The sequence below is a fragment of the Staphylococcus haemolyticus genome, assembly GCF_006094395.1.
Lineage (GTDB): Bacteria > Bacillota > Bacilli > Staphylococcales > Staphylococcaceae > Staphylococcus > Staphylococcus haemolyticus.
In genome coordinates, this window is sequence record NZ_CP035291.1 from 1,530,307 (window position 1) to 1,554,527 (window position 24,221).

25 protein-coding genes and 2 pseudogenes are annotated in these 24,221 nt (G+C 31.0%); 7 read left to right on the top strand and 20 right to left on the bottom strand.

Annotated elements, in window-relative coordinates; all coding sequences use genetic code 11:
- Positions 1-57 precede the first annotated feature (57 nt).
- A complete protein-coding gene (locus tag EQ029_RS07360; protein ID WP_016931074.1) occupies positions 58-1,569 on the bottom strand; it encodes a catalase in 1,512 nt (503 codons plus the stop codon).
- 213 nt (positions 1,570-1,782) lie between these two features.
- On the opposite strand from EQ029_RS07360, the gene EQ029_RS07365 reads away from it, so the two are divergent.
- Positions 1,783-3,237, top strand: coding sequence for an amino acid permease (locus tag EQ029_RS07365; protein WP_057504803.1), 1,455 nt, complete (start codon positions 1,783-1,785; stop codon positions 3,235-3,237).
- A 140-nt stretch (positions 3,238-3,377) separates the two neighbouring features.
- On the top strand, positions 3,378-3,692 hold the full coding sequence (locus tag EQ029_RS07370) for a hypothetical protein (protein ID WP_016931073.1): 315 nt from the start codon (positions 3,378-3,380) through the stop codon (positions 3,690-3,692).
- Positions 3,693-3,779: 87 nt separating this feature from the next.
- On the opposite strand, the gene EQ029_RS07375 is transcribed toward EQ029_RS07370, so the two are convergent.
- The 4 genes from EQ029_RS07375 to EQ029_RS07390 are packed head-to-tail and all read right to left on the bottom strand — an operon-like array spanning position 3,780 to position 7,900.
- Positions 3,780-4,583, bottom strand: a complete 804-nt coding sequence (locus EQ029_RS07375) for a Cof-type HAD-IIB family hydrolase (protein WP_016931072.1) — start codon at positions 4,581-4,583, stop codon at positions 3,780-3,782.
- Positions 4,584-4,635: 52 nt separating this feature from the next.
- Positions 4,636-5,553: a homoserine kinase gene (thrB, locus tag EQ029_RS07380; RefSeq protein ID WP_016931071.1), complete on the bottom strand. Its 918-nt coding sequence runs from the start codon at positions 5,551-5,553 to the stop codon at positions 4,636-4,638.
- A gap of 2 nt (positions 5,554-5,555) precedes the next feature.
- Entirely contained in the window at positions 5,556-6,617 is a 1,062-nt protein-coding gene (gene thrC / locus EQ029_RS07385; protein ID WP_011275868.1) for a threonine synthase, read from the bottom strand.
- A 5-nt stretch (positions 6,618-6,622) separates the two neighbouring features.
- Positions 6,623-7,900, bottom strand: a complete 1,278-nt coding sequence (locus tag EQ029_RS07390; protein WP_011275869.1) for a homoserine dehydrogenase — start codon at positions 7,898-7,900, stop codon at positions 6,623-6,625.
- Positions 7,901-8,098: 198 nt separating this feature from the next.
- On the opposite strand from EQ029_RS07390, the gene EQ029_RS07395 reads away from it, so the two are divergent.
- Entirely contained in the window at positions 8,099-9,481 is a 1,383-nt protein-coding gene (locus EQ029_RS07395) for an aspartate kinase (protein WP_053021263.1), read from the top strand.
- Positions 9,482-9,546: 65 nt separating this feature from the next.
- Here EQ029_RS07395 and EQ029_RS07400 read toward each other — a convergent pair whose 3' ends face one another.
- Positions 9,547-10,128 carry a hypothetical protein gene (locus tag EQ029_RS07400; protein WP_011275871.1) on the bottom strand — a complete coding sequence of 194 codons (582 nt, stop codon included), beginning with the start codon at positions 10,126-10,128 and terminating at the stop codon, positions 9,547-9,549.
- A gap of 285 nt (positions 10,129-10,413) precedes the next feature.
- Here EQ029_RS07400 and EQ029_RS07405 point away from each other — a divergent pair, with 285 nt between their 5' ends.
- Positions 10,414-11,271: a hypothetical protein gene (locus tag EQ029_RS07405; protein ID WP_011275872.1), complete on the top strand. Its 858-nt coding sequence runs from the start codon at positions 10,414-10,416 to the stop codon at positions 11,269-11,271.
- Positions 11,272-11,332: 61 nt separating this feature from the next.
- Here EQ029_RS07405 and nucI read toward each other — a convergent pair whose 3' ends face one another.
- Positions 11,333-11,869, bottom strand: a complete 537-nt coding sequence (gene nucI, locus EQ029_RS07410; RefSeq protein WP_011275873.1) for a thermonuclease NucI — start codon at positions 11,867-11,869, stop codon at positions 11,333-11,335.
- Positions 11,870-12,036: 167 nt separating this feature from the next.
- Here nucI and EQ029_RS07415 point away from each other — a divergent pair, with 167 nt between their 5' ends.
- The gene (locus EQ029_RS07415) at positions 12,037-12,228 is read left to right on the top strand and encodes a hypothetical protein (RefSeq protein ID WP_037558044.1); all 192 of its coding nucleotides are present in this window, start codon (positions 12,037-12,039) and stop codon (positions 12,226-12,228) included.
- A gap of 239 nt (positions 12,229-12,467) precedes the next feature.
- Positions 12,468-12,647 carry a hypothetical protein gene (locus EQ029_RS07420; RefSeq protein ID WP_011275875.1) on the top strand — a complete coding sequence of 60 codons (180 nt, stop codon included), beginning with the start codon at positions 12,468-12,470 and terminating at the stop codon, positions 12,645-12,647.
- 153 nt (positions 12,648-12,800) lie between these two features.
- Here EQ029_RS07420 and EQ029_RS07425 read toward each other — a convergent pair whose 3' ends face one another.
- From EQ029_RS07425 to EQ029_RS07450, 6 genes are all read right to left on the bottom strand, one after another.
- Positions 12,801-13,403 (bottom strand): response regulator transcription factor, encoded by a 603-nt coding sequence (locus tag EQ029_RS07425; protein WP_011275876.1) that lies wholly within the window; start codon positions 13,401-13,403, stop codon positions 12,801-12,803.
- Positions 13,400-14,497, bottom strand: coding sequence for a sensor histidine kinase (locus tag EQ029_RS07430; protein ID WP_057504802.1), 1,098 nt, complete (start codon positions 14,495-14,497; stop codon positions 13,400-13,402). Before EQ029_RS07430 ends, EQ029_RS07425 begins: the two co-directional genes overlap by 4 nt.
- Positions 14,498-15,235, bottom strand: a complete 738-nt coding sequence (locus tag EQ029_RS07435; RefSeq protein ID WP_011275878.1) for an ABC transporter permease — start codon at positions 15,233-15,235, stop codon at positions 14,498-14,500. It abuts the gene before it with no gap.
- A gap of 3 nt (positions 15,236-15,238) precedes the next feature.
- Positions 15,239-16,105, bottom strand: coding sequence for an ABC transporter ATP-binding protein (locus EQ029_RS07440; RefSeq protein ID WP_011275879.1), 867 nt, complete (start codon positions 16,103-16,105; stop codon positions 15,239-15,241).
- A gap of 188 nt (positions 16,106-16,293) precedes the next feature.
- Complete coding sequence (gene cls / locus EQ029_RS07445; protein ID WP_011275880.1) at positions 16,294-17,775, bottom strand: cardiolipin synthase; 1,482 nt, start codon at positions 17,773-17,775, stop codon at positions 16,294-16,296.
- A gap of 38 nt (positions 17,776-17,813) precedes the next feature.
- Positions 17,814-18,008, bottom strand: coding sequence for a hypothetical protein (locus EQ029_RS07450; protein WP_011275881.1), 195 nt, complete (start codon positions 18,006-18,008; stop codon positions 17,814-17,816).
- Positions 18,009-18,220: 212 nt separating this feature from the next.
- On the opposite strand from EQ029_RS07450, the gene EQ029_RS07455 reads away from it, so the two are divergent.
- Positions 18,221-19,246 (top strand): threonine aldolase family protein, encoded by a 1,026-nt coding sequence (locus tag EQ029_RS07455; RefSeq protein ID WP_011275882.1) that lies wholly within the window; start codon positions 18,221-18,223, stop codon positions 19,244-19,246.
- Positions 19,247-19,809: 563 nt separating this feature from the next.
- On the opposite strand, the gene EQ029_RS07460 is transcribed toward EQ029_RS07455, so the two are convergent.
- The 7 genes and pseudogenes from EQ029_RS07460 to glnA form a co-directional block, all read right to left on the bottom strand.
- Complete coding sequence (locus tag EQ029_RS07460) at positions 19,810-20,052, bottom strand: hypothetical protein (protein ID WP_041615161.1); 243 nt, start codon at positions 20,050-20,052, stop codon at positions 19,810-19,812.
- Positions 20,053-20,435: 383 nt separating this feature from the next.
- Entirely contained in the window at positions 20,436-20,609 is a 174-nt protein-coding gene (locus tag EQ029_RS12940) for a capsid assembly scaffolding protein Gp46 family protein (RefSeq protein ID WP_080366936.1), read from the bottom strand.
- Between the two features lie 118 nt (positions 20,610-20,727).
- On the bottom strand, positions 20,728-20,946 hold the full coding sequence (locus tag EQ029_RS07470; RefSeq protein WP_011275886.1) for a hypothetical protein: 219 nt from the start codon (positions 20,944-20,946) through the stop codon (positions 20,728-20,730).
- Positions 20,937-21,030 (bottom strand): annotated as a pseudogene (locus EQ029_RS12945) (hypothetical protein); the annotation flags it as partial. The pseudogene EQ029_RS12945 and the gene EQ029_RS07470, both read right to left, overlap by 10 nt.
- A 76-nt stretch (positions 21,031-21,106) precedes the next feature.
- Entirely contained in the window at positions 21,107-21,301 is a 195-nt protein-coding gene (locus EQ029_RS07475; RefSeq protein WP_011275887.1) for a hypothetical protein, read from the bottom strand.
- Positions 21,298-22,589, bottom strand: a pseudogene (locus EQ029_RS12775) (minor capsid protein). Before EQ029_RS12775 ends, EQ029_RS07475 begins: the two are co-directional and overlap by 4 nt.
- Positions 22,590-22,880: 291 nt before the next feature.
- Positions 22,881-24,221: a type I glutamate--ammonia ligase gene (gene glnA / locus EQ029_RS07490; protein ID WP_011275890.1), complete on the bottom strand. Its 1,341-nt coding sequence runs from the start codon at positions 24,219-24,221 to the stop codon at positions 22,881-22,883.

The window sequence follows — 24,221 nt, forward strand, 5'->3', positions numbered from 1 at the left end:
ACGATTTAAAATTTTACCATATTAAAATGCTCTACGCAATCTAATTTTTTAGTACTATTAAAAATTCTCGTAAGTTTCGTCGTTAGTACCTTCTAAATCAACATCATTAATATCGATTTCTAATGCTTTGGCAACACCTTTACCATATTCTGGATCAGCTTTATAACAATGACGAATATGTCTATGTTTAACGTCTTCACTCACACCATCCATTGCATTTGCTGTGTTAGTAAAGATTCTTTCTTTAGCATCATCAGATTGTAAACGGAACAATTTACCAGGTTGTTCAAAGTAATTATCATCATCTTGTCTTTGATTGTACTCATAACCGTCTCCATCTACTGGGAATGCTGGTTTTTTATATTCAGGTTGTGATTGGTAAACACCTTTATTATTTGGATAATAATGAGGTCCACCACCTTGATTTCCATCAAGGAATCTCATTTGACCATCACGACTAAATGGACACATATTTTCAATGCCAACACCTTTAGGTTGGTTAACAGGAATTTGCCAATGATTGACACCTAATCTATAACGTTGCGCATCACCATATGAGAATAGACGTCCTTGTAACATTTTATCTGGTGAGAAATCTAGACCAGGAATAATGTTTGTTGGAGCAAAAGCAGCTTGTTCAACATCCATGAAATAATTCTCAGGATTTCTATTTAGCTCAAATTCACCCACTTCAATTAATGGGTAATCACCTTTATACCAAACTTTAGTTAAATCAAATGGATTATCTGGATGATTTTTAGCTTGTTCCTCTGTCATAACTTGAATGTACATTTTCCATTTTGGATAATCGCCATTTTCGATTGCATCGTATAAGTCACGTTGTGATGACTCTCTATCTTGACCTACAATTTCAGCCGCTTCATCATCTGTATAATTTTCAATGCCTTGTTGTGTTCTAAAATGATATTTAACCCAAACACGTTCACCCTCATCATTGTACATAGAATACGTATGTGAACCGAAGCCGTGCATATGACGGAAGTCTTTAGGCATACCTCTATCTGACATTAAAATTGTAACTTGGTGTAGTGCTTCCGGTACGCCAGTCCAGAAGTCCCAGTTATTTTGAGGGCTTCTCATATTTGTTCGTGGATCTCTTTTTACGGCACGGTTTAAGCTCACAAATAATTTTGGATCTCTAAAGAAGAATACAGGTGTGTTATTACCTACTAAATCCCAGTTACCGTCTTCAGTATAGAATTTAAGTGCAAATCCTCGGATATCTCTTTCTAAATCAGCAGCGCCACGTTCACCCGCAACTGTTGAGAAACGTGCAAACATTTCTGTTTGTTTTCCTACTTCTGAAAAGATTTTAGCATTTGTATATTTCGTAATATCATTTGTTACTGTAAACGTACCGAATGCACCTGAACCTTTCGCGTGCATACGTCGTTCTGGAATTACTTCACGATCAAAATGTGACATTTGTTCTAAGAAATATGCATCTTGCATTAACAACGGACCTCTAGGACCAGCTGTCATACTGTTTTCTCTATCTGAAACTGGGTGCCCAAACAAACCAGTTAATCTTTTATCATCTTTCGCCATAGTTAATTCCCCTTTCACTTATTTATAATAATTATAATGTAGAATCTACTAATAATAAACCCATAACCCCTATAATTAAAACATTTTTAATAACCTATAAAATTTCAGAAAATTTAAAATTTTTAAGCTGATTTGTTGAAAAGTTATTGAATACTGTCCTTAAAAGGATTAAAATGGTTTGTATATTTTAAATTTAGAATTAGGAGACATCATATGGAAGATAACAATATGAAAAGAGGTCTTAACTCAAGACACATATCTATGATTGCTATAGGTGGCGCAATTGGTACGGGGCTCTTTGTAGCAACAGGTAGTGTTGTTGCTCAAGCCGGTCCTGGTGGCGCTATATTAGCTTATTTATTAATTGGCATAATGCTTTACTTTTTAATGTCGTCAATTGGTGAATTGGCAACATTTTATCCTGTTTCAGGATCGTTCAGTTCATACGCAACGCGATTCGTAGACCCTTCTCTAGGTTTTACTATGGGATGGTTATACTACATCATGTGGGCATTAGTATCCAGTGTAGATGTTATGGTAGCTTCAAACGTTTTATATTATTGGGATATATTTAAATTCTTTAGTCCACTTACTTGGAGTTTAATCTTTATCACAATTGTATTTTTATTAAACATCTTCACGGTAAAAGCTTTTGGGGAAACTGAATTTTGGTTATCTTTAGTTAAAGTATTAACTATTATTATATTTATTATTGTTGGTTTCTTGATGATCTTCGGTATATTAGGTAGCCATACTTACGGTTTTGAAAACTATACTAAAGGCGAGGCACCATTCGTAGGTGGTTTATCTGGTTTCTTAGGCGTTTTACTAGTAGCCGGATTCTCAGTTGGTGGTACTGAAGTTGTAGCAGTAACTGCTGGCGAATCTGATAATCCAGAAAAAACAATGCCTAAAGCTGTTAAACAAGTTTTTTGGAGAATTTTATTATTCTATGTATTATCAATTGGTGTTATTGCAGCTATCATTCCTTATACAGATCCATTATTATTAAATGAAAATGAATCAGTAACACAAAGCCCTTTCACAATTGTATTTGACAGAATTGGTGTTGCTTTTGCCGCTTCAGTTATTAACGCTGTTATATTGACATCATTATTATCTGCGACAAATTCAGGTGTTTACACCACTAGTAGAATGTTATTCTCTTTAAGTGATGAAAAACAAGCACCAAAGTTCTTAAGTAAGCTTAATGAAAAATCCAAATTACCTTTAAGAGCATTAGTTACAACATATATTCTAATCGTTGCAATTATCATTATTGCTAATTTTTATTCAAATGCTGTATTTAGTTTATTAAACATTATAGGTTCATTGGTAATCATTGTTTGGGCAGCTAGTTCATGGGCACAAGTGAGATTGCGTAAAGCTATTAAACTTCAAGGACAAGATATCAATCAACTTTTACCTTATAAATCACCATTGTACCCTCTTGGACCAATTTTAGTATTTGCAACTTTAATTTTCTTATACTTTGGTAATTCAATTGGAGATTTATTCGATGGTAATATAGGTAAATTTTTCGTTAACATCTTACCTATTATTATTTTAGGACTCATTTTCTTAGCTCATAAATTAATAAGAAAAACGAAGTTCGTTAAATTAAATGATATGGATATCACACCACATCATTATCATAAAGAAAATTAAATAATAAAATGCGAGCACTAAAAGTATAGTAAATCCTTTTTAGTGACTCGCATTTTTTTGTTTCAACATATTGATATTTTCGAAAAAACAGTTATCTAGTATAATAGTAGTAAAGATAATGACTTAGAGGTGAAAGCAAGATGGTTGGTCAAACAAACTTATTTGATGATGTCATTAAGAGTGAAGAACGTTTCGTTATAGTAGTACAATCACTAGAAGAAAAAAATGGTCAATTACTAAAACGTACATTAAGAGAGTACCCTAGTCTTGAACATGACCAAATGGAAAATTTATTTACACATTTAAAAGATGTATTTAGTACTGAACCTTTCAGAGAAAACCAGTCTGCATTTACAATTACAGTGTATACAAATTTAGATTATGCTGCTGATCAAGTTTACGCTTATGTAAAGCGATCAAAAGGGAAGCACGAATGGACACATACTGCTAAATAATAAAAAAGGCATGAGATCGAATGGATCATTCATCATGGTAATTATGATGAAATAAACTACATTCGTATACTCATGCCTTATTTTGTATTACAAAAGTGTTTTTAAAGCTGCGGGAATACCATTAGAATCGTTATCTAACGTTATTTTGTCTGCAATAGCCTTCAGTTCCTCATTTGCATTTCCCATCGCGATAGCACAACCCACTACTTCAAACATTGATTGATCATTTAAACTATCACCAAAACAAATTACTTCAGATAATGATACATTTAATTTTTCACATAATGCTTTAATCGCATTACCTTTTGAAACATCCTTTGCCATAAATTCTAAAAAGAATGGTTTACTTGTTGTTACATCAATTTCTGAATTAAAACTTCCATGCATATCATCACGTACTTTAGCAATATTTGTTGCGTAATCAACGCCCATCGCTTTTGGAACGCTATCGTTAATATAAGCTTTAATATCATTTACACGTTTCATAGGTAGCCCGGTAAGTTCTGATTCAATATCTCTATATTCATGATCACCATCATGGATAATATGACCATCTTGATATGTCAGGATTAAAAAGTTATGTTCACGACAAAAATCCACAATAAGGTCAAAATTCTTCTTAGATACACTTTGACTCACTTCTACTTCTTCTGTTGCTACTTTGATTGTTTTACCGCCGTTGTAACTGATGATATAACTATCATGAACATCTAATTCTAATTCTTTTGCAATTGGTAGCATACCTTCAGTTGGTCTTCCTGAAGCTAACACTACTTTATAGCCTTGGTTTTGAATATCTATCAAGTAATTTTTAGTTTCTTTACTTACTTTATTCTCACTATTAATTAAAGTATCGTCCATGTCCATAACGATCATTTTATAATTACTCATATCTGAAGTGTACTCCTTTCGAAATTTACTCGTTTATATTTTACAATAAATTTTATGAAGGATACACAATTTCTTCAACAACGCCAATTTCATTGATTGTTGCTAATTCTGAATGACATGTTGTAACGGCTTTTCTTAACGCTCTAACTAATTGACCACTCTTCTCCTTAGAACTCATTGTTAATATGGTAGGTCCTGCACCACTAATAACTGTCGCATATGCATCATATTGTTGAGCTATAGCTTTAACCTCTTTAAATTCAGATATTAAATGTTGGCGATATGGCTCATGGAAGCCATCCTGTGACATCATTTTCCCAGCAAGTCCATAATTATGTTGAATTAATGCACACAGCATCGTATTACTTATTGCACTACTTTGAACCGCGCGCTTATGAGAAAATTGATCAGGTAAAACGTTACGAGAATCTTCAGTCTTTAATTCATATGGAGGTATAGTTAGAATTATATCAACATCTGGCACATCAATATGTGCTACATTCGTTTCTTTTGTATCTGGATTATAAAAGCCTGCTAATAAGCCACCATAAATTGTAGGCGCAACATTATCTGGATGACCTTCTATTTCTGTAGCTAATTGAAGTAATTCATATTTAGAAAGCTGAATATTGCCAAAATAATTTGCAATGTATAAAGCGCCTACCAATGCAGACGCCGATGAGCCTAAACCTCTAGCTAATGGTATATCACTTCGCATTTCAACACTTAAACTAGGTAATTTTACATTATATTTAGATGCGACTTGCTGAGCCACTTTAAAAACATAATTGTCTTTGTTCTTAGGAAGTGAATCTAATTCAGAATTTAAATATGTAAATTCCCATTCTTCCTCTTCAATTCGTTTCACATAAAGATGTAAATATTTATCTATAGCCATACCTATCGAATCGAAACCAACGCCTAAATTAGCAGTAGACGCTGGTATCTTTAAGTGCAACTGTTCAGTCATTTTTACAAAGCTCCTTTAATGTAATCAATAATACTTGATTTATCGTTAGGAAGCGGTTGAATAGGGTTATCTAATATTGAAATAGCAGTATCAGGATCTTTTAATCCATTACCAGTTAAAATAGCTACTATTTTTTTGCCTTTAGGTAATTGTCCTGCTCGATGTAATTTAATCAGACCTGCAATTGAGGCGTTACTAGCTGGTTCGCTAAATACACCTTCTTTAGAAGTCATTAATTGATAAGCTTCTAAAATTTCTTCATCAGTAACGCTATCAATCAATCCATTAGATTCGTCTAACGCATTCGTAGCTTTAGTCCAACTAGCTGGATTACCAATTCGAATAGCTGTAGCAATTGTTTCAGGGTTTTTAATCACTTTATTTTGAACAATTGGTGACGCACCTTCTGCTTGGAAGCCAAATAATCGAGGTAATTGACTACCTTTTTTCTCATGGTATTCTTTAAAACCTTTCCAATAAGCAGTAATATTGCCTGCGTTTCCAACTGGAATTGCGAGTACGTCTGGAGCTTGTTCCAATTGTTCAACAATTTCAAATGCACCCGTTTTTTGTCCTTCAATACGATACGGATTCACTGAATTAACTAACTCAATTTCTTCATCATTTTCAGCAATTTCCTTAACAATTTCTAAAGCCTCATCAAAGTTTCCTTCAATAGAAACAATTTCAGCACCATACATAACAGCTTGCGATAATTTACCGAGTGCAATCTTACCCTCTGGAATAACTACAATTGCTTTTAATCCAGCTCGTGCAGCATATGCAGCTGCTGAAGCTGATGTATTACCAGTAGATGCACAGATAACAACTTTTTTCCCTTGTTCTTTTGCTTTAGTAACTGCCATGACCATACCTCTATCTTTAAAAGAACCTGTAGGATTTGCACCTTCATATTTTACATATAAATCAATATCCAACATCTTAGACAAGTTCTCACAATGAATTAATGGAGTATGTCCTTCATTTAATGTTAACTTTGGTGTGTCGCTGTTAACTGGTAAATATTCTTTAAACTCTTCAACTAAACCTTGCCATCTTTTCATAAACATTAAACCCCTTCAACTGGATAAATTTTCTCGATATTAAAATCAGCTTTACTTAAAACGTCCTCTGGTGACTGATCTAAACCTATAATAACTACACCATACGTTTGTTCATCACGTTGTTCAACTTGTAGTGATTTATGGAAAGGTAACGTTTCTTTCAATAATGATTTAAATTTTTCTTTTGATAAGTCACTATTAAGAACAATATAATAGTTTAACTTCTCTTGAATAGCTACGACATCTTCCGTATCCATAATTTCGCGAGTTGCATCGGTTTTCAATTCAAAATGAGGTGGTAATGTATGCGTATTTGATTCAAAGAATAATGCCACATTTAGTAAATCACTTACAACAGCACTTCCAGTAGCTAAGCTACCTGCACCTTTCCCATAGAACATTGTATCGCCCACTGCATCGCCTACGACATAGATTGCATTATATTCATCTTCAACTGTAGCTAGTTGATGGGATTTATGTATTAATGTTGGTTCAACTGATGCGTTTACTTTACTATTTTGATAAGTTCCCTTACCAATCAATTTAATTTTATAACCTAATTTGTCCGCGACATTGATATCAGATAAAGTTGTCTGACTTATACCACGAACTTTAACATCATTTAGTTTAATGACTTGGTTAAATGATAAATAAGAAGTGATAACAACTTTACGTGCTGCATCAATACCTTCTACGTCATCAGTCGGATCTGCTTCAGCAAAACCTAGCCTTTGCGCTTCATCAAGAGCATCTTCAAACGTTGTTTGTTCACGTGTCATTTTAGATAAGATGAAGTTAGATGTACCATTTAGTATTCCCATAAATTTAGAAATGTTATTAGCATTCAATCCATTATTAATAGCATTTACTATAGGGATACCACCGGCAACACTCGCTTCGAATTTCAACGCAAGTCCCTTTTCCTCAGCTAAATCTTCTAGTAGCTTCAAATGTACGGCTAATAAATCTTTGTTTGCAGTAATTACATGTTTACCGCTTTTCAAAGCATCTCTTAACCAATCAACAGTAGGTTCAATGCCCCCCATTACTTCAATGACGATATCGATAGAATCATCATTTAAAATTTCATTAACATCTTCAGTTAAATGATATCGACTAATATTTATAGGTCTTTTCTTAGATTTATCACGCACTAAAATATGCTTTATAACAATATCTTTGTTTAACGTATCTATAATTTGTTGTCGATTCTCTTCAATTATTTTAACTACACCCGATCCCACTGTTCCTAGACCAAGCAAAGCAATATTTAATTCTTTCATATTTTTATCTTCCTCCATTTGTATAACTGAGAAATACAATTGTTTTATTGAAATATACTTTATTTTAGTATACTATTAAACCATATTAAATTAATAGGACTTTTTAGCATAAAATGTAAATACTTAGCTTTATATTATCATGTGGTATCAGAAAATTAAATAGAATTTTCTGATTTTTTAGAAAGGTTGATTAGGTATATGAAAGTGGCAAAATTCGGCGGTAGTTCAGTTTCAAATGCAACACAAATCAAAAAAGTCCTAGATATCGTTAATAGCGATTCAGATCGTAAAATTATTATTGTTTCTGCACCAGGCAAAAGACACAAAGATGATGTTAAAACGACCGATCTTCTAGTTCGATTATATGAAAAAGTAATGAATAATCTTAATTATCAAGATAAAAGGAAAGAAATTATTCAACGTTATGCAGATATTTTACATGATCTTGATATGGATGATTCATTATTAAAAGTAATTGATGACACATTAGAAGAGATTATTTCAACTTTAAAAGATAAGCCTTTAAGATTATACGATGCAATTCTTTCTTGTGGTGAAAATTTTAATGCGCAATTAATTGCATCTTATAATGATTCGCAAGGTTTTAAAACGACATACCTTTCTCCAAAAGATGCAGGTATTCTAGTTACAGATTTACCGCAACAAGCTCAAATCTTGGAAGAAGCTTATGAGAAGATTAGTAAATTAAAAGATATTGAAGGTAAAATTATTATCCCAGGATTCTTTGGTGTTTCTAAAAATGATTATGTCGTTACGTTCCCAAGAGGTGGTTCTGACATTACAGGTGCAATCATTGCTAGAGGAATTAGAGCATCTTTATATGAAAACTTCACTGATGTATCAGGTATTTATAAGGCAAACCCTAATATAATTAACAATCCGGATCTTATTGAAGAAATTACGTATCGTGAAATGCGAGAACTTTCATATGCTGGGTTTAGCGTCTTCCATGATGAAGCATTGCAGCCACTCTATAAACACAGAATTCCAGTGGTTATTAAAAATACTAATCGCCCTCAAGATAAAGGTACATTTATACGCCATGATAGAGATGTAAGTGATAAAAATGTCATTATAGGTATAAGTTGTGATAAAGGATTTAGTGTTATTAATATTAAAAAATATCTAATGAATAGACAGGTCGGCTTCACACGTAAAATTCTTGAAATATTAGAAGATTACAATATTTCTTTCGACCATATGCCTTCAGGTATTGATAGTATTAGTATCATCCTTCGAACACATCAATTAAAAGGTAAAGAAAAAGATGTACTTAACGCTATACGTAAACGTTGCGATGTTGATGAATTAAGTATTGAACACGACTTAGCGATTTTAATGATTGTTGGTGAAGGAATGAATAAAGCAATCGGTACTGCTAACACTATTACCCATGCGTTAGCAGAGTCTAATATCAATTTGAAAATGATCAACCAAGGCTCGTCTGAAATATCAATGATGTTCGGTATTTCAATTGAAGATGCAGATAAGGCTGTTTTATCTACATATGAATATTGTTATCATGGCATTTGTTTGAAAAATCTAAATAAGCAAGCATAGTTAAAAAGCATCTAGTATTTAAGTAGTCATGTTTTGTACATTCCACTTAAATATTAGATGCTTCTTTATAATTTGTTATGAGCTAATGCCTCATTGATACGTTGCTCCCCTACGACAACTTTTAATATAACAAATTGATAATAACTTAATGAGTCTAAAACCATTTTATAATTAGGTAATTGATGGTAATTTTGATTATCCAATAAGTCGTACATTAGCACGATTTCTGGTTTAATATAATCTACTCCCCATGTCAGCGAATGAAAATAAATACTATTCTTAGGAATTCTAATATTACTATCTAATCTAAATATCCACTCTTCATTTACGACATCATAAATAAAGATATTCATTAATAATTCTCCGTTAAAAGTAATATCTATGTGTGCAATTTCGGGTACACTTAATTGGTCTCGATTCATTAAATTATTATTTTTATCATAATAATTTAAATGATACGTGGACGAAATTACTTTTAATACTTCAACTAGTTGTTTACGCTCTACGCATATGTCGACTCTAGAAGGTAGAATAAAATTATCACTTAAAAATAGCTGCATTGCGACTTCCCCATGAAATTTGAATGAAGTACGACATTCATTTTTTAATATTTTAACTAGCTCTTCTACATGTTGTTGATGTTCCATATTACTACCTCCAAAGGAAACGCTTTCATACATTAATTATACATATCCTTATTTCTGATTTCAATTTACGAATTGTGAAGGATTGTAAATTTGATAATAAACAAAATAATAATATTGCTAAAATTAGGTAATATTTATTATTTTAATAATTTAACTTAATTTACATTTTGTTGAACTACGCAATTATAATAGATATAATTTATATGTTATTTCATATCGCTCACATTATTACTATTTATATAAAAGAGTGATATAAAATTAAAATTCGAACATAGGTGATGAATTATGACATTAACAATTATCTTAATTGTTATCATCGTTATACTTATTTTGGCGTTCATCTTAAATCAACGTTACATGCAAGATAGAGTTGATACAGAAGTGTACGCAAGAAATCAGATGGTAACTAAGAATGCGACGCTTAGCAATGAAAATTTAGAACTTAAAAATCAAATGCTTAGTTCTAATAATGATGTTAGTTCACATGCAAAGCGCAACGCAAAACACGTTTTAACTAGCATTCTTGATAAGTATAAAGACGAAGGCAAGTTAAAGTATTACGATATTATAACGACAAGTAATTTAGCTACGAAACACCCTTTCTTTGAGTACGCTAGAACATTTGATTATATTGTCGTTTCAGATGTTGGCTTAATCAATATTGACGTCAAAAACTGGAAACAAAAAACGTTCTACCATTTTGATGCACCGGTAGATGACGATATGCAAATTGATACAAGTGATGTTAATCAGATTGTCGGTCATTATGTAAGCAAACAATATCACAGTCAGTTTGATTCACCACGTAGTGAAATTTATACTTTCGTTGAAAAAATCCAAAACAATCGCGTAATTTATGAATTTTATGATCATGATCCGTATGAACAAGCGGCGATTAATTCTAAAGTTTTAAAAGATGGTATTGAAAATCATTTCAATCATAAAGTACAAAGCATCGGTGTCGTTTACTTTAGCGATGGTAGCGTAAATATCATTGAGGGATCTGAGGAAAGAGCTCAATATGTAGACACCGTTTCAACTAAATCATCACTTGAAGCGGTAATCAAAAATGCAATTGATTTATCTAAACACCCACTTTCTGAAGACCAAGTTAACAAAATCGTAAATAGCTTTAATAATTAATTCATTAAGTAAGCGATTGACAGTGAATCTACATACTGATACACGTGTCAATCGCTTATTTTTAACTCCATAAATTCACTTTATCCTTTTTAGCTTGTTGCTCATCTTTTTCAAAGAGAGAACGATATTTGCCATTCGGTGAGAAGTACTTTTCACGTGCTAATCCATTTTTAACTAATTCTTCGTTGTACATAATGTTCTCATCTAACCACACATAAGCAAGTGTCCGACCATATCTATCTTCTTTTTCTTTGTCATATTCTAAATATACATCTTTCCCATTTAAGTGTTGTTTACTATAATTAGATGCTTCTTTACCATATGGTTGAACTGGTGTGTTAGGTTTGACTGTTTCTGGAGTATCTATACCTATAAGTCTAACTTTAATTTCTTTCCCTTCGCTATTTGTTGCAACAAATGTATCACCATCTACGACTCGATCTACATGTACTTTTTCTTTGTCTTTAATGTTAGTACTGTTTGATGACTGTGAACCATTATTTTTAAAAGGCCCAGTGTGATTAATAAATTGAAAGGCTAATACGCCTACCACTAAAACAGCTAAAACTATGATACTTAATGATTTTTTCGAATTCAAAGATGTCACCTACGCTTTTAATTTCAATAATAAATATAATATATAAATTAAAATTAGTCGTCAATGACTTCTTATTTTAGTTAGACGATGATAGTATCTACTTTTATCGCAAAAAGTGAAAAAATTAGAGCTATCATGCTATAATAAATGCGTTAGGAGTGACATCAATGTCTGAGAAAAATGAAAATTTATTGACAACCGTAGCTGTAATTATAGCTATAATAGTCGGTGTAATACTTCAAATTGTCTATAAGTTACCTATTATTGTTTCTGTCGTAGTAGCTGTATTATTAGGCGTCTTAGTAGGATTTATTGCTTATATCATTCAATCTATAATACGCAAAAGAAAGAACAAGTAGCTTGATATAAAACATTAAATGAAATTTTACTTGCAAAAATAATGGGAGTAAGACAAAGAATTCAAACTGAATTTTTTATCTTACTCCCAACTTTTTTTATATTTAAGGTTAACTTCTTAATATTGTGGTATTTATAAGGAACACCTTAAATGTATAAAATTAATTTTAAAAAATGATTAATTTATCACAATTTTAACTAACAAAAAGCCTCATCATTAAACAATTAGCGAGGTGTTATTATGGAAATTCTAGACGTAATTATAGATAATCACGGTCTAATTTATAAAGTACAAACACAAAATGGCCATGTATTCGAACATACTTTGGCGAAAGATACACCTCCAGATAAGGTTGCTCAAGTGTTAAGGTTATTAGCCACTCATGTTGACAATCTAGAAACTCAAAAAAGAGATAATTAATGAATTTACCAAGCCAAATCTCAAATTTTAAATTATAGTATTATATTTCACAAAAGTCAGGACATAAAGTGTTTTGGTTCTTGGAAACCATTCTCTTAAGAGCAAACTTATGTACTGACTCTTTTCTTCATATTTAACTACAACCATTAAATTTTATATCCAACCTTTTTCATTTGCTTTTTTCCATGCATCAAAACGATTCTCCGCTTCAAGTTTATCAATTATATTAGAAGTGTAATTTCTTACAGTACCGTTTGAAAGATAGAGTTTATCAGCGACTTCTTTATTACTTAATCCTTCTCCTATTTCACGTAACACGACTTGTTCTTTATGCGTTAATGGATTAGCCTCTTTAAACAAAGATGTCATTAAAGACGTACTATATTCTTTTTCGCCATTTAAAACTTTATGAATGGTTGCAACTAAATCATCTACCGATCGTTCTTTTAACACATAGGCATCAACATCGTTTGCAACAGCTCTTTCAAAATAACCAGGCCTTTTAAAAGTCGTGACAATAATCACTTTTGTATTAATTTTATTTTCTCTTAATTGCGATAATACTTCTAAACCCGTCATTCCTGGTATCTCAATATCTAAAATAGCAATGTCAGGCTGTTGACTATTAATAGATTGTAATGCGTCAATACCATTATCAAAATCATCTATCACTTTTAAATCGTCGTGAAATTCAATTAATTGTATCATTGCTTTACGCAACATATTTTGATCTTCTGCAATTACGATTGAAATCATTTTACACCTTCTCTCGGAATCATAATATCGATAGTCGTACCCTGTTTAGAAGTGATATTAACTGTCCCGCTCAATAACGCTACCCTATCGTTAATACTCTTTAATTTTACTTCGCTAGGTTGTTTCAGACCTATACCGTTGTCACTAATGATTAATTTAATACCATTGTCGTAACTTTCTATTTTCCCATTAATTTCAGAGGCTTCCGCGTGCTTAATTACATTGTTAACCGCTTCTCTAAGTATCATTGATAATATCGTCTGTTTAGTTGGGTTGAGGGAACTCGCACCTCTTATATTTTCAAAGTTAAAGTGAATATTTGCATCCTTTAAGAATTGTTCTATAGATTGAATTTCTTCTTCAAAAGTTTGAACTTTTAAATTTTCAATAATATGTCTTACTTTCTCTAATGTATCTTTCGAAATTTCGTTTATATTTAGTATTTCTTTCTTAGCTGCTATCGGATCTTTATCGATTAGTTTTGCAGCTAATTCTGATTTAACACTCAAACTTGCAAATACATGTCCTAACGTGTCATGTAAGTCTTGACCTATTCGATTACGTTCTTGTTCCGCAATCAAAATATTAATATATTTATTTTTTTCTTCAATTTGTTGACGATATTGTCTCTCTTTCATTATTTTAAAATTACCAAATAATATTGCTAAAATAACAATATAATAAATAATAATACTCACGACATAAAAGTGATTCGTTTGTATAATCGTTATGATGATACATGTAATCATTGAGCTTATTAATAACATAAACTCTATTGATTTTACTCCCCTTTTAAATAAAAATGGTATAGCAAATGCACTAAAGAAGAAAAATAAACTCAATGTTGGATTGTATGCATATACAAAGTAAATAATCGCTAGAAAATGAATAAAAAATAACATTAAATTGATACGATGGCTTAATGCTTCATGAAAAAGAATTAAACTAGCATATGCAAATGTAAAAATGATTACAATAAATAAATTTAATAAAAAGCTATCATCTTGCCATGTTAAATACAAACCATAATATGAAAATATTAAGTAAATTAAAGATGAAATCTCTCCCATTTTAGCTCCTAAACTACGCTTCATTTATTCCACCTCTTTGCTCTTATTAATTAATAATGCAATAATTAAGAAAATAATGCTATAAATACCTAAAATTATGAATGATTGTACATTAAAGCCATTACCTTTACCAAATTCAAGTGCCAAATGACGTAAATGATACGTTGGTGTTAGTTTAGCAATTGTTTGCATCCAATCAGGAAATGTACTAACAGGGAACCACAATCCACCAATAATGGCTAATACAATATTACATAGATTAGCTACGCTGCTTGCTTTCTGTGTTTCAGTAAATTGCGTAATGATTAAACCTAATGTCAAAAACATGCTAGCACCTAACCATAAAGAGACACCAGATAAAATCCATTCACTTACACTTAGATCTACCCCTTTATAGAAGTGTGCTACGCAGAATAAAAGCAATATTGAAGCTAAAAATAAAGTCATAGTTTTAATAATCTTAGCTAAATAATAATTTAACACTGTGATCGGTGTAGAAATTAATCTTTTATACCAACCACTGTTTCTTTCCTCGATTATTTCTAATGGAAATTGCATCAGGCAAAATCCCATTAAACTGAATACCGTCATACTATACATATACTCTTTGTAAAATACTTTTTTCGCATCTGCTGGCATATCAATTAATGATGTAAACAATAAATAGAATGCCAAAGGGAAGATGAAAGCCATAAATGATGATAATTTGCGTCGAAATAATAATTTATATTCAATATCAAGTAACGTTATAATGTTCGTCATAGTCTATTGCACCACTCTTTCTTCTTTTGAAAACATGAGTTCCAATAAAGATTTTTTATAAATTGTGATTTGATTTAAATCTACATTTATTTTAATTAGATTTGTAATAACTGCTTCAACATTTTCTGTTTGAATTTTTAAGTTACCATTCGTAATTTCTATATCATATGTTTCTGAAAGTATTTGATATTGTTCTTCCGTAAAGGTCATTATTTCAATAATTGAATTATTTTGACTAAATAAGATATTATGTGGTGTATCATTAATTTTGATACTTCCTTGTTCTAAATAGACAACTTTATCAGCCATTCTTTCGACTTCTTCAATATAATGAGAGGTGTAAAGTATAGTTATACCATCTTCTTTAAGTTGTTCAATTAGATTCCAAAAGTGTTCTCTTGTTTCAATATCCATTGATGTTGTTGGTTCATCTAATATTAAAAATTGAGGTTTGCCTATTAAAGTTAGAACAAAGTCTAGTAATCTCTTTTGACCTCCTGATAATTTATTAGCATATTGTTCCAATTGAAGATTAGAAAATTGAGTTAATTTTTGAAACTCATTAAATGTCATAGGATTGGTATATAATTGTTGATATAAATGATATAGTTCTTTTACTTTAATGAGCTTAGGTAAATTCGTAGTTTGAAATAATATGCCCATATTATGTGAGGATATTAAATTAAGTTTATCTTCGACTGTTCCACTATTCGCATGCTTATGACCAATAAGTATATCTATTAAAGTGGACTTTCCTGCACCATTTTTTCCGATTAATGCAGTACACTTTCCTTCCTCGATATCTAATGAGATATTATTCAAAACTGTCTTTTTACCAAACGATTTCTTTAATTGATTAATATATATCATAACGACCTCACATCCTTTTAATTTATATATCTACTTTATCTTTTAATCGAATTTAAAATTAGTTCAAATTGTCACGATTTTAATATGACATTTGTCATATTAACTACGACGAGGTAGCAAAAAAGAGATTAAGCAACATTAAATTGCTTAATCTCATAATTTTTAACTATTATAATAGATTCTATATGCTATAAAATTGGTGATACTAATTTAGCAATATCTTCTTTAACTTTAATTGAAAGCGAACGGTTATTGTATTTTTCTAAAGTTAATAATTTTGATTTTTTAATGTCATCTTCATATGCAACTCTGATTTCTTTAGCGATTTCTTCATCATAAATAAAAGCATTCACTTCAAAGTTTAACGCGAAACTACGATAATCCATATTAGCTGAACCGACACTACAAATTTCATCATCAATCATCATAACTTTAGAGTGGATAAATCCATTTTGATATGTATAGATTTTCACACCACTATTTAACAATTCAGCAGCATATGAAAATGTCGCCCAATATACAAACGGATGATCTGGTTTACATGGAATCATCAAGTGTACATCAACGCCAGCATTCGCTGCCATTTTAAGTGCATTGATATACGATTGATCTGGAATAAAGTAAGGGCTTTGCATATATATAGATTTTTTTGCACTCATAATCATTTTAGTATATCCATATTCAATCTGATGTAAATCAAATGCTGGACCACTTGAAGCAATTTGAATCGCTGATTTCCCTTTATGCTGTCTTTTTTTAGGGAAGTATTTATCATCATATTCAAATTGTGGGCGGTGCGCTTGTGAATTCCAATCTAATATAAAACGTATTTGTAATGCGTCTATAACGTCACCTTCAACACGTATATGTGTATCTCTCCAATATCCTAGTTTACCAAGTCCTAAATAATCATCGCCAATATTAAACCCTCCGATGTAACCAACTTGACCATCAATCACTATAATTTTTCTATGATTACGGTTATTCATTCTAAAATTGATAAGTGGAAACTTAGATGCAAAAAAAGCTTCAACTTCGCCACCTAATGATTCAAAATGATGAAATTTCGACATTCTTACTTTTTTAGAGCCTACATCATCATATAATATTTTTACTTCTAGCCCTTCTTTGAGTTTCGTTTCTAATGCATCTAGAATACGATGACCTAAGCCATCAAGTTCAAATGTATAATACTCTAAATGTATGTAGTTCTTAGCGTTATAAATGTCTTCAATGACTTTCTCATATAGCTTATTACCATCTGTAAATAAGTCAATGTGATTATCTTCGGTTAAAAATGCATCTTGTTTGTTTAATAACATTCTAATTAAATCTCTGTGTTTTGTTACTTGTTGATTATCAGTTTGATAATTGTGTGCATCAAATTGTTTAACTTGATCCTTTATAACACTTTTAAATGTATCTAATTCCTTACCATTATTTTTCTCCATTTTTCTTTTTGAAACAGTTCTGCCAAAAAATAAATAAAGAATAAACCCGATTAATGGTAAAACAAACAATACAAAGAGCCACGCCCATGTAGAAGACGCACTTCTTCTATTTCTTTCTAAAAAGATGATAATAAAAGCTAATACTAGATTTATCACAAAGCCTAGTGCTAATAAAATCGTAAAAACAGTTCCCAAATCTGGGCCGAACATGAATTTCATAAAATAATACTCCTATTTAATTTTATAATTTAAATTATTTACTTAGCATTTAAGATCAAGATGGCATTTAGCACTTCTTCATTATTTGGAAATTTACGTTCTTCTATTTTGTCTATTGAAATATTTAGAACTTCAAATTGACTTCCTTCATCACTTTCAAGATACATATTAATTTCTTTTTCTAACTCATCCAGTGTTTTTTCTTGAATCTTTTTAAATTTGATTTTACTCATTCTACAACACTCCATTTCAACTTATTTGATTAAATCATAGTCTTTTTACATTTAAATCGCAAATTAATTCATTCTATAACTTATATTTTATTAAAACGCTTACAATTATATATTTAAAATATTAAATTCACATAAGAGATAAATTATTGTATACTAAAGTCATTCTATTGAATTTTCAGAATAATTAAATTATTTAGATTGTGGGGTATTATATGATTTCTTTTGAAAATGACTACCTTGAAGGTGCACATGAAAACGTATTACAACGATTATTTGATACCAATTTAATCCAGGCCTCTGGCTATGGTGATGATCAATTTTCAAAGCAAGCAGCAGAACAAATAAAATCTGTTATCAATTGTCCAGAAGCGACTGTACGATTCTTAGTTGGTGGTACGCAAACCAATCAAGTTGTTATTAATTCGGTACTAGAGCCATATGAAGGTGTGATTTCAGCTGACACTGGTCACGTAGCTGTACATGAGGGCGGTGCTATTGAATTTAGTGGTCATAAAGTTTTAACTGTCCCATCTCACGAAGGTAAAATTAGACCAAAAGAAGTTAATGCATATCTAGATACGTTTTACAATGATTTTAAACGTGAACACATGGTCTTTCCAGGAATGGTTTATATTTCACACCCTACAGAATACGGTACTTTGTATAGTAAAAAAGAATTGAAGAATCTTGCTGACGTGTGTAAAGAACATAATGTACCTTTATTTATGGATGGTGCGCGTTTAGGCTATGGTTTAATGAGTGATCAAAGTGATTTAACATTTGAAGACATTGCTAAATACTGTGATATCTTTTATATAGGTGGTACTAAAATAGGTGCGTTATGTGGTGAAGCCATCGTATTCACTAAAAATAATGAGCCAAAACACTTTACCACTCGAATCAAACAACATGGTGCTTTACTTGCTAAAGGTCGTTTAGTAGGTGTACAATTTCTGGAATTATTCACTAATAATTTATATTTAGATATTAGCCGTCATGCCATTAATATGGCTAATAAAATGAAAAAAGGATTTCTTGAAAAAGGCTATCAACTTTACTTTGATTCACCTACTAATCAACAATTTTTTGTACTTAGTGAAGAAAAGATTAAAGCGTTGAAACAAAAAGTAAAGTTCGCGATTTGGGAGAAATATGATGATAATCATCGTGTTGTTAGATTTGCGACAAGTTGGGCTACTACCGAAGAAAATGTAGATAAGTTATTAGAGTTAATTTAACATCTGAAAAACAGGACTTCCTAAAAGGAAATCCTGTTTTTTAATGTAGTTTATAATAAATACAGCATATTAATACAATTAAACTGATGAACGCTATTATCTTGTCTTTTTTAGTTGTTTTACCATTTTCAACAGTAATTTCAAAATTAAATTCCATGTTTATTCCCCTTTAAAAAGTATTTTGTAATACTGCTAATTTTATTAGTTGCCCCTATTAATATTTACATTTTAGGTTGCATACCAGAATATTATACTTTGTTTTTTATATTCGTCATCTAAAAGTTTATTAAATTTTTATAATTTAAACTACTAATTTAATAAGTAATTGCTATAAAAGTGAAAAATAAGGTGGAGAATTTTATGACTAAACACAAAAACATGTAATTCATAATTCTTATAGCACATTGGGGTAAAATAAAAGTTCTAAACGTAACCGCAAAAACTAAAATATAAAATAGCATTGGTACTCAATCATAAAAGAAATTAAAACTAGAATTGCTTGTTCATAGTGAAAATGCAAAAAATTCAAGTAGTCAACTCTTTTAAAAATCTCTGCTCATTTATTAAATGCCTATTCTATTAATAACTTTTTGATAAGCATCAAGCACTTCTGGATAAAGATATATTACTCTAAATCCCATCCGGCGAGTTACTTCGACTATTTCAGGTTTACAAACTATTTTATTTTGAAGGGTTGATTTACTTAACCCTGTTAAAGTTGCTAAATCTTTAATACCTACTGAAACATATTGCCTCTTATAATTTTTCAGTAAGTTTTCTAGTTTATATTCAATCAATTTATTCATAAATATTAATTTATAAAGCTAGATATTAAAGCAAGTAATACTAATATAAAAATCCCTATTGTTAAATATAGAGATATTTGATCCCTGTTGATTTTCATAATGTTAAACACTCCTTTTATTTCTTAAAGAAGTTAACCATAGCTAACAATAAAGTAACTACATTAATATAAAAAGTTAACTTTCTTCTCAATTCTCTACTCATAAAACTCATCCCCTTATAAATTATTAACTATTACATACTTCTTACCTGCGTCGATTACTCTCAGACTTCAAGATCATCCTTTAATTTAATTATATTATATTAATTTTATAATATAACGAAAAAGTATAAATTTAAATTTTATCGCAAGATATTAAAAACGCATTTTAGTTCAGCAATTAAATTAGGGTTTTCCTATTATGTCTACAATTTGATCATCAAAGTTTTCTACACCTGATTCACTAAGCATTGAACGCGTTTCATTTCTCATTTGAGATAATGCCTTTTCAGCTTTTAATGCTTCATTCTCTTTCAAAAGTTTTTCTATCTCATATTGACTTTTTTGGTCTTTATTCATCTTGGCCAGTTTTTCAGCTTCTTGAATGGGAGTGGGACAGAATTCTTTTAAATTCGTCGTCTCAACCCTGCAAGGATGACTAGAACTGAGAAAAGCTTGATTTAAGCGCCTTCTCAGTTCAGTCAGCTACTGTGAATTTGCTAGATAGCATTATTATATTATTTATGTCCCAGACTTCATCAGATTTTCTTCTTTCTCTAGCTAGACGGTCTTTAATCATTTGAGATACTTCTTCTTGGGAAAATGTTTTCTCATTTTGTTGGATTTGTTCATTAGGTGTTTCTAAATTCTCATTGCTTTTTGCTTCTTCAGTAATATTACTTTGGTTGTTTTCCATGAGATATACCTCCGTTTATAGTCTGTCGACTTTTCATTCCATACTTGCTTTTATAACGTCATCAGCACGTTTTGGACATAAAAAATAACCTTCCGTAGAAGGTTGAAAAAGTGTATAAAAATAGCACCACTTTCTATTTATATGGGTAGAAAGGATGCCATTAAGATATTATTCTTATTTCTTTAATTTCAGAGTCATCAATAGAGTAAATACCTAATTCAGTTTCTAAATCCATTACAAAATTTGCTGAATCACTTTCATATGGATTTTCAAAATTTATTACATCTCCAAAAAGTTTATTATCATCATTTAAAACTACGTTTACTTTATGTCCGTAAGACCTAGCTATTCTCATTTTTTCATCTCCTTCTTAATATAAGGAACTACATGTGTACCTGTCTTAGAATAATGTACTTTCCCTAATTTAGTATTAATATAACGACCATTTACAAAAGCTTTTCCAATTACAACACCAAAGTCTATAATTTCTTTTTTATTAAATTTATTGTTAACTAATAACATTATACCAGTATTTGATTTTTCCATAAGTAATTTATTCAATTCTCGATTAGGTATAGTAGTGTAGCTTGGAAGCATATAATTATTTTTAATGGCTTTCGATTTACTTTCTTCAAAAAGTCTATGATTTTTACAATGTCTATTTTGTTTTTCAGGATTTATATCTATTCTTATTTTACCACTATGTATCATATCAAGCATTTCTTTTTTTGCCTGTTCTTGTAATTTTTCTTTTTCAATTACTTTATTCTCTGTCTGATACTTACCTTTACGCTCATTAAAGAATTTATTCCGCCAGTTTCCCACATGTGGTACTGTAGTACTTCTGCGGTAGAGCATTAACTCCAGGTATCATATCTTTAAATTTAAATACATTGCCATTTAATGAGTGACAAATTTTAGATGTTTTTTTATCAATTTTAGCCACATATTTATATTCCCCATCTTTACCTAATTCTTTAAGATAAGTTAGCTTCTGTGATTCAGCCTGCACACGTGCTGATTCAGTAACTAATAATCTACTAGCATTATAAGTAGTGGAATTTGTTTGCTTTTTAAACTCAGATACATACTCATTAGGATGTCTCCCTCTAAGTAATACATTGCTCGTCGTTGTTTCCACTTCTTTTTGAACTAAAGCCATATCTTGCCATAATCTAGTTGACCAGTTAACGCCTTTGAAGTTACTATTCACAACTGCTTTTACTTCATTGTCATCAATTTTTACATGTTCACCAAGAATGTGTGCCTGTCTTTCAACTTCTCTATCCACTGCCTCAACTAACTTATTTTCTAGCTTATCTTGAATATCCAAAGTAGAATCTTTGACCATCAAATCTAATTGTTGCTTTAATAATTTTTCTCTAGATACTTTCATAGTCAAGTTATACAGTTTAAGTGCTTTGTTTGCTTCATCGCTAAAATCTATACGCTTCACATATTTTTTAGCTTTGTTTCGAAACACATATACATCAAAGTCATCTGCTTTTTTCACGACTTCTTGAATGGTTAAACCCAGTATTCGTTGCATATTTTTCATAAAAAGCGAGTAGTTCTCTCATTATTTCTGCATACATTAACATAATAATGAGTTCTATTTCTGAAGTAGCTTGGGCATCACAAATTAATGATTAGTAATATACCTATGAAATTGATTGAAGAGGTTAATCCACAAATCTAAAAGTATTATTAATGAAAAGTATAGTCATCTAACAAAAATGCATGATAATGATAAAGAAAATTTTGAGAAGTATATTAAGAATGTTTTTTAAAGTGTACTTGACCAAAACTTGACCAATTTCAATTTCTTCACAAAAATGGTCAAGTAAATTTAGCTTTTCCAACACAAAAAAGAAGCTAAGGCAAGATGCCTTAACTCCTTGTACCACTAAGTCTTTCCCCTTTTTGCTTAGCGATTAGTATTGTTTCATATATTGATCGCGTTCCCACTCAGAAACTTGAGTTCTATAATAATCCCATTCAATTGATTTAGAGTTTATAAATTGATTGTAAATGTGATTACCTAACGCTTTTTTAACTGTGTCATTTTCACGCATAGCTTTTAAAGCAGTGTAAAGTGTTGAAGGTAAGTCTTGGATACCTACAGCTTCACGTTCTTCACGGTTCATTTCATAAATATTTTGGTTGACTGGTTCTGGAACTTTAGTTTTGTTCTTAATACCATCTAAACCAGCTTGTAGGATTGTTGCTAATGCCATGTAAGGGTTAGCAGCTGGGTCTACTGAACGTACTTCAATACGAGTTGATAATCCTCTTGAAGATGGCACACGTACTAATGGTGAACGGTTTTTACCACTCCAAGCGATATAACAAGGTGCTTCGTAACCAGGAACTAAACGTTTATAAGAGTTTACTAATGGGTTACACACAGCTGTGAATCCACGTGCATTATTTAAGATACCTGCAGTAAAGTGATAAGCATCTTCAGTTAATTGCATTTCACCATTTGGATCGAAGAATGCATTTTCTTTACCTTTAAATAATGATACGTTGAAGTGCATTCCGCTTCCGTTAACACCGAATAATGGTTTTGGCATGAATGTTGCATGTAAATTATGCTTACGTGCAATTGTTTTAACAACTAATTTAAATGTTTGGATGTTATCACAAGCAGTAATCGCATCTGCGTATTTAAAGTCAATTTCATGTTGTCCTGGCGCAACTTCGTGGTGACTTGCTTCGATATCAAATCCCATATCTTCAAGTTCTAACACAATGTCACGACGGCAATTTTCACCTAAGTCTGTTGGTGCTAAATCGAAGTAACCACCATTGTCATTTAATTCTAATGTTGGTTCACCTTTTTCATCTAATTTGAATAAGAAGAACTCTGGTTCAGGCCCTAAGTTGAAATCTGTATAGCCCATATCTTCCATTTCTTTCAACACACGTTTTAAGTTGTTACGTGGGTCACCAGCAAATGGTTCACCGTCAGTAGTATAAACATCACAAATTAAACGAGCTACTTTACCTTGACCGGCAGTCCATGGGAAGATAACCCAAGTATCTAAATCTGGGCATAAATACATGTCAGATTCTTCGATACGTACGAAACCTTCGATTGATGAACCATCAAACATCATTTCGTTATCTAATACTTTTTCTAATTGGCTAACTGGTACTTCAACGTTCTTGATTGTTCCTAAGATATCTGTGAATTGTAATCTTAAGTATCTAACGTTTTCTTCTTTTGCAAACTTACGAATGTCATCTTTACTAAATGTACGTTTAGGCAT

What these genes read in the sequence shown, in the direction of transcription:
- EQ029_RS07360 (WP_016931074.1), bottom strand. Translation starts at nt 1,569, where the DNA reads ATGGCGAAAGATGATAAAAGATTAACTGGTTTGTTTGGGCACCCAGTT.
- EQ029_RS07365 (WP_057504803.1), top strand. Translation starts at nt 1,783, where the DNA reads ATGGAAGATAACAATATGAAAAGAGGTCTTAACTCAAGACACATATCT.
- EQ029_RS07370 (WP_016931073.1), top strand. Translation starts at nt 3,378, where the DNA reads ATGGTTGGTCAAACAAACTTATTTGATGATGTCATTAAGAGTGAAGAA.
- EQ029_RS07375 (WP_016931072.1), bottom strand. Translation starts at nt 4,583, where the DNA reads ATGAGTAATTATAAAATGATCGTTATGGACATGGACGATACTTTAATT.
- thrB (WP_016931071.1), bottom strand. Translation starts at nt 5,553, where the DNA reads ATGACTGAACAGTTGCACTTAAAGATACCAGCGTCTACTGCTAATTTA.
- thrC (WP_011275868.1), bottom strand. Translation starts at nt 6,617, where the DNA reads ATGAAAAGATGGCAAGGTTTAGTTGAAGAGTTTAAAGAATATTTACCA.
- EQ029_RS07390 (WP_011275869.1), bottom strand. Translation starts at nt 7,900, where the DNA reads ATGAAAGAATTAAATATTGCTTTGCTTGGTCTAGGAACAGTGGGATCG.
- EQ029_RS07395 (WP_053021263.1), top strand. Translation starts at nt 8,099, where the DNA reads ATGAAAGTGGCAAAATTCGGCGGTAGTTCAGTTTCAAATGCAACACAA.
- EQ029_RS07400 (WP_011275871.1), bottom strand. Translation starts at nt 10,128, where the DNA reads ATGGAACATCAACAACATGTAGAAGAGCTAGTTAAAATATTAAAAAAT.
- EQ029_RS07405 (WP_011275872.1), top strand. Translation starts at nt 10,414, where the DNA reads ATGACATTAACAATTATCTTAATTGTTATCATCGTTATACTTATTTTG.
- EQ029_RS07415 (WP_037558044.1), top strand. Translation starts at nt 12,037, where the DNA reads ATGTCTGAGAAAAATGAAAATTTATTGACAACCGTAGCTGTAATTATA.
- EQ029_RS07420 (WP_011275875.1), top strand. Translation starts at nt 12,468, where the DNA reads ATGGAAATTCTAGACGTAATTATAGATAATCACGGTCTAATTTATAAA.
- EQ029_RS07425 (WP_011275876.1), bottom strand. Translation starts at nt 13,403, where the DNA reads ATGATTTCAATCGTAATTGCAGAAGATCAAAATATGTTGCGTAAAGCA.
- EQ029_RS07430 (WP_057504802.1), bottom strand. Translation starts at nt 14,497, where the DNA reads ATGAAGCGTAGTTTAGGAGCTAAAATGGGAGAGATTTCATCTTTAATT.
- EQ029_RS07435 (WP_011275878.1), bottom strand. Translation starts at nt 15,235, where the DNA reads ATGACGAACATTATAACGTTACTTGATATTGAATATAAATTATTATTT.
- EQ029_RS07440 (WP_011275879.1), bottom strand. Translation starts at nt 16,105, where the DNA reads ATGATATATATTAATCAATTAAAGAAATCGTTTGGTAAAAAGACAGTT.
- cls (WP_011275880.1), bottom strand. Translation starts at nt 17,775, where the DNA reads ATGAAATTCATGTTCGGCCCAGATTTGGGAACTGTTTTTACGATTTTA.
- EQ029_RS07450 (WP_011275881.1), bottom strand. Translation starts at nt 18,008, where the DNA reads ATGAGTAAAATCAAATTTAAAAAGATTCAAGAAAAAACACTGGATGAG.
- EQ029_RS07455 (WP_011275882.1), top strand. Translation starts at nt 18,221, where the DNA reads ATGATTTCTTTTGAAAATGACTACCTTGAAGGTGCACATGAAAACGTA.
- EQ029_RS07460 (WP_041615161.1), bottom strand. Translation starts at nt 20,052, where the DNA reads ATGAATAAATTGATTGAATATAAACTAGAAAACTTACTGAAAAATTAT.
- EQ029_RS12940 (WP_080366936.1), bottom strand. Translation starts at nt 20,609, where the DNA reads ATGAATAAAGACCAAAAAAGTCAATATGAGATAGAAAAACTTTTGAAA.
- EQ029_RS07470 (WP_011275886.1), bottom strand. Translation starts at nt 20,946, where the DNA reads ATGGAAAACAACCAAAGTAATATTACTGAAGAAGCAAAAAGCAATGAG.
- EQ029_RS07475 (WP_011275887.1), bottom strand. Translation starts at nt 21,301, where the DNA reads ATGAGAATAGCTAGGTCTTACGGACATAAAGTAAACGTAGTTTTAAAT.
- glnA (WP_011275890.1), bottom strand. Translation starts at nt 24,221, where the DNA reads ATGCCTAAACGTACATTTAGTAAAGATGACATTCGTAAGTTTGCAAAA.